Source organism: Ideonella sp. (genome assembly GCF_035254525.1).
Classification (GTDB): Bacteria; Pseudomonadota; Gammaproteobacteria; order Burkholderiales; family Burkholderiaceae_C; genus Ideonella.
In genome coordinates this window covers 1-4,372 of the sequence record NZ_DATFAN010000152.1, presented here as the reverse complement: position 1 = coordinate 4,372, position 4,372 = coordinate 1, and the positions used below count along the sequence as shown (strand labels likewise).

The following is a 4,372-nucleotide window of genomic DNA, read 5'->3' as shown; positions in this document are numbered from 1 at the left end:
CTCTTCACCTCCGGGGCATTCACGCCAATCGACTTCGCCCACACCCAGACGGGCGCAGGCAACGCCGGCTACGTGTTCGGGCTGGATTCGGCGCAACAGGCTGCTGCCGCCGCGGCGTTCAGCGGCAGCTTTGCCAACAATGTCGTGGGGTTGTCGGCCACCGTGGGCTGCAACAACAGTTCGGGACCGACTTGCCTGGGCGCGACCGGCGGATTCGAGACCTTCTTCGTCGCAAGCGCGGCCGGTCCGGTCCAGGCAGTGCCCGAGCCCGGCACATTCGCCATGCTGCTCGCCGGTCTGGGGGTGATCGCGTTCATGAGCAGGCGCGGTCGCACCTCCTGAACGCGCTGCGCCGCGGCGAGCCGACCACCTTCGGATCGGCCACGCCATCGGCTCGGTGCCTGGTCAAGGTTGCTTGCGGTTTGACGCCTCATTCGCAGGTGACTGAGCGGATGAGCAAAGTGGCGCGGGAATCTGCCATCGGGGAAAGAGCGCTCCTACAATCGACTCCTCCTAAGCAGCTATGGCGACGGCATGGAACGTGATTTCGCTGGAGCCCGGTTGAGCCGCGAGTCGTTTCGGACGTTGGCTGGCATGTGCAAGGGCGACAGGCGTTTCCCAGCGAGCTATGAAGACTGGGAAACGCTCGTGCGCGAAGGGACACGTCAGGCGCTGGCCGATGGCCGACCGATTGACGACTTTTCGATCGGCACGGACGAGTTCTTCGCGTGGTGCCAGAAGCTGGCAATCCGTCCGTGCTTCGATGCGCTTCGCGCCTACCTGATCCTCGGGCATCGAGGCGTCGCGCTCGCGGAAGAACAACGGCAAGAGCAGGGCGGCGCGCAGCCTGCCGGCGATCGCGCGCAGGGCAACGACGATGGGCGCGCCAGACGAACGAGACTGCTCGGTGCCGGGCTGCAACCAATCATTGGAATGGTGAGGCCGCAGGCGCGTCCCTGTTCCACAGAACCGCTTCACGCGGCGTCCGGCAGACTCGCGCTGGTCTTCTGAACCAATGGCAGCCTCAAGGTGAATTCGCTCCCTTTGCCAATGCCCTCGCTGCGCACCGCCACCGTGCCGTTGTGCAGAGTCATCAGGTCTTTCACGAGCGTAAGTCCCAGCCCCAGTCCTCCACCGCGCCCCGGCGGTGCGGCGGGACCCTGGGTGAACAGCTGAAAGATCTTTGGCTGCAGTTCAGGCGCGATGCCGCTGCCGGTATCCTCGATGCGCACCACCGCGTGGCCGCTGTCGACGCTGGCTTTGAGCCAGACTGTGCCCCCGGACGAAGTGAACTTGATCGCGTTGATCAGCAGGTTGACGACAACCTGCTGGAAGCGGTCGCGATCGACGTCGATCGAGATTTCGAACGCCGGTAACACGGGCCGCAGATCGACGCCTTTCGATCGCGCCTGAGCCTCCACGGATGACAGCGCAGTTGCCAGCTCATGCTGGAGGCTGACTCGCTGTATCGCCAGGCGCAGCTTGCCGGCCTTGAGCTGGGCGGCGTCCATCATGTCGTCCACCAGACGCTGTAGTGCTGCCACTTGGCGGTCGACAATCTGCAACGCAGTTGCAAATCGCGCGTCGCCAAGACCGTGCAGGAGGGAGACGGCCGTTCGCAGCGGCGCGAGCGGGTTGCGCAGCTCGTGCGCCAGCGTGGCCAGCATCAGGTCCTGGCCTCGGCGCAGGTCCGTTTCTGCCTGCAACCGATTCTTCAGGGCTTCGACCTGTGTGCGCAAGTCGGTGCGGTCGCGGACCAGCTTGCCGAATCCGAGCAGGGTGCCCCCGGGCTCGCGCACGGCAATGGCTTCGCCGCTGCCCCAAAACAGAGACCCGTCCTTGCGCGCGTGCCAGCGATCGTCCTGGGCCCGGCCGACCTCGCGCGCCGTCGCCAGCTCGTGAGCGGCAACGCCCGACCGGCGATCTTCAGGCGAGAAGATGATGTCGATGTGTCGGCCCAGGACTTCGGCTCGTGTGTAGCCGAACACGTTCTCAGCGCCGTTCAGCCACGCCAGGATCATGCCCTGTGGATCGGTGAGAACGGCCGCATAGTCGCTCGCATGGTTCAGCAGCAGCTCAAGCCACTCGCCGACCCAGCTTGCGCCGGCGGGCTGTGTCGCGTCCGTGGCCATCGCATCTCCTGCATGGCAGTTGACCTTGTGTCAGGATTGATCGGTCCATCGCTTGCCTATAACGCCGGATGACGAGCAAACACCATGCCAATCGGGCACGCTGACTGCTCATTGGCGCCTCGATGGGCGTGATGCGAGTCGGGCGGCAAGTGCGGGCCGAAAGCGGGAGTTCGGGTCGATGAAGCGGCCGGTCAACGAAGCCCGGAAACACGGCACGCTGCACAGGCAATGCAATGCGTTCAGCGAGCTTTCAACAAGACGCAGTTGGGCAATTGACCGGCAAGACGGCCGGTGATTTGGTACGCGGCCTGTTGTTTGCGGTTTCGGGGAGGGGTGCATGCCTTGCGCTGTGCACCGGTGATGGGCGACGGCCTGGTCACGCCCGCTGTACTGGATCACCTCGGCCAGATCGAAGGCATTGGGGGCGTTCTCCATGGCCTCGGGACACAATCGTGATGGCGCGGGTCGTGATCAACACCACGCCCGATGTCCGGAGGCTTTGTGTCCTTGAGCCGAATCAAGGATTCGGCACGGCCGGATACAGAGACTTCGCCTTGCGCCCGCGAGCGTCCTCGCCAGGTGGGGGCGCGTCGCGATGGTTGTGAACTGACACGTCGCCGGCCACCGGACCGGCGCAGGGAGGCTAGGGGATGACCGACAGGCTCGCTGTCAATGAGCACTATCTGAACCGCGTCGTCGCTGTCGCGGAGTCGGCGGGCGTGGAGGCCACCGAGGACATCGTCACCGGCAACGGCATCAAGCTGGTGGCCAAGGGTGCGCGCATCGACGCGCGCTCCAAGGACCGGCTGCTGCAGCACAAGCTGCTCAAGCCGCTAGAGACCACGGTGCGGGTCGTCGATGGCATCGGCTCGCGCCCGATCGACCGGGTCGCCGACGAACTGCTGTCCAAGCATGCGCTGCTCGCCGGCGTGTGCGGCCGGCTGACGGCGCGCGTGGTGACCGGCGCGATGCGTGATCTACGGCTGAGCACGCCCCTGGAGTCCCTGCTGAGCATCTATGCCGCGCAAGGTCCGGCCAAGCTCGAGCATGCAGTGGGGGTGAGCCTGCTCTCCGCCGCCATGGCCTACGACCTGCCCGACGGCAGCGACAAGGGGCTGCACACCTTGATGGTGGCCGGCCTCGCCCATGACGTGGGCGAGCTCTACATCGATCCCGCCATCTTGCAGGCGGGCCTTCACCTGTCGGCCGAGCAGTGGAAGCATGTGGCGGCGCACCCGATCGTGGCGGCGCACGTGCTGCGCGACATGCCCGGTGCCGGCGCCAAGGTGGCCGAAGCGGTGCAGTACCACCACGAGCGGCTCGACGGCTTCGGTTACCCGCACGGGCTGAGGGGCGCGCTGCTGCCCATTTCGGGCCAGGTGCTGGCGCTGGCCGAGGTGCTGATGGGGCTGATCGAGTCCGGACGCAGTCCGGGCGTCCGCGCGGCGATCGCCGTCAAGCTCATTCCTGGTGAAGTCAATCGCGAGTTGCTGGGCAGGGTTTGCCGCGCGGCCGGGGTCGCGGCGGCCTCGGACGCGTCGGAAGGGGCCCTTGCGCCGCCGCTGTCCGTCGACGAGCTCGCGGCCCAGGTCTCGGACTTGCAGGCGACGCTGGAGCGCGTGCGTGGCATGCAAGAGGGCATCGCAGCGCAGGCCCGAGCGGGCAGCGCTGCGCTGAAGGAGCTCCTCACGCTGGCCGTTGAGCGCTGCCATCGCATCCACTTGGCATTCACGAGCTCTGGACTCGACACCCACCGGCCCGACGAACTGCGCGAGCGCTTGGCCGCCATGGAGTCCGGGGTCCACCTCGAGGCAACCACCGTGCTGCGTGAGGTGCGGTGGCGCCTGCGAGAGGTGAAGCGCGAAGTCCGGCTGCGCGCCGAGCGCCTGGCTCCCGAGGAGGGCGCGCTGGTGCGCCAGCTCATCGATCAGGCGGCGGGACGGGCGACTGCCGACACAGGCATCGCCGAGGCTCGACCCAGCAATGATTGAACGCCCATGACCATGACGCTTCAGGACTGCACCGTCTTGGTGGTCGACGACTTCAGCAGCATGCGGCGCATCGTCGCCGGCATCGCCAGGGAACTGGGGTGCAAGCGCGTCGTGGAGGCCGAGGACGGCCAGGATGCCTTGCAGCGGCTCGGGCAAGAGGGTATCGACTTCGTCATCAGCGACTGGAACATGCCCCGCATGAGTGGCATCGAACTGCTGCGCCAGGTGCGTGCAAGCGACGCAACCAAG

General features: G+C 66.5%; 5 protein-coding genes. 4 read left to right on the top strand and 1 reads right to left on the bottom strand.

Features of this window, described 5'->3' with window-relative positions; all coding sequences use genetic code 11:
- Both VJ693_RS15515 and VJ693_RS15510 read left to right on the top strand, forming a co-directional pair.
- A partial coding sequence (locus VJ693_RS15515; RefSeq protein ID WP_324155526.1) for a PEP-CTERM sorting domain-containing protein occupies positions 1-342 on the top strand: 342 nt, incomplete at its 5' end.
- Positions 343-534: 192 nt separating this feature from the next.
- Positions 535-1,011, top strand: a complete 477-nt coding sequence (locus VJ693_RS15510; protein ID WP_324155524.1) for a hypothetical protein — start codon at positions 535-537, stop codon at positions 1,009-1,011.
- Here VJ693_RS15510 and VJ693_RS15505 read toward each other — a convergent pair.
- On the bottom strand, positions 975-2,132 hold the full coding sequence (locus VJ693_RS15505; protein WP_324155522.1) for a PAS domain-containing sensor histidine kinase: 1,158 nt from the start codon (positions 2,130-2,132) through the stop codon (positions 975-977). The two genes, VJ693_RS15510 and VJ693_RS15505, sit on opposite strands and share 37 nt — an antisense overlap.
- A 650-nt stretch (positions 2,133-2,782) precedes the next feature.
- Between VJ693_RS15505 and VJ693_RS15500 the strand changes: the two genes are divergently transcribed.
- A complete protein-coding gene (locus tag VJ693_RS15500; RefSeq protein WP_324155520.1) occupies positions 2,783-4,123 on the top strand; it encodes an HD-GYP domain-containing protein in 1,341 nt (446 codons plus the stop codon).
- A 6-nt stretch (positions 4,124-4,129) separates the two neighbouring features.
- Positions 4,130-4,372 (top strand): response regulator (locus VJ693_RS15495; protein ID WP_324155519.1); only part of this gene is annotated, 243 nt, incomplete at its 3' end.

Coding starts and splice junctions, on each gene's coding strand:
- VJ693_RS15510 (WP_324155524.1), top strand. CDS start 535: ATGGAACGTGATTTCGCTGGAGCCCGGTTGAGCCGCGAGTCGTTTCGG.
- VJ693_RS15505 (WP_324155522.1), bottom strand. CDS start 2,132: ATGGCCACGGACGCGACACAGCCCGCCGGCGCAAGCTGGGTCGGCGAG.
- VJ693_RS15500 (WP_324155520.1), top strand. CDS start 2,783: ATGACCGACAGGCTCGCTGTCAATGAGCACTATCTGAACCGCGTCGTC.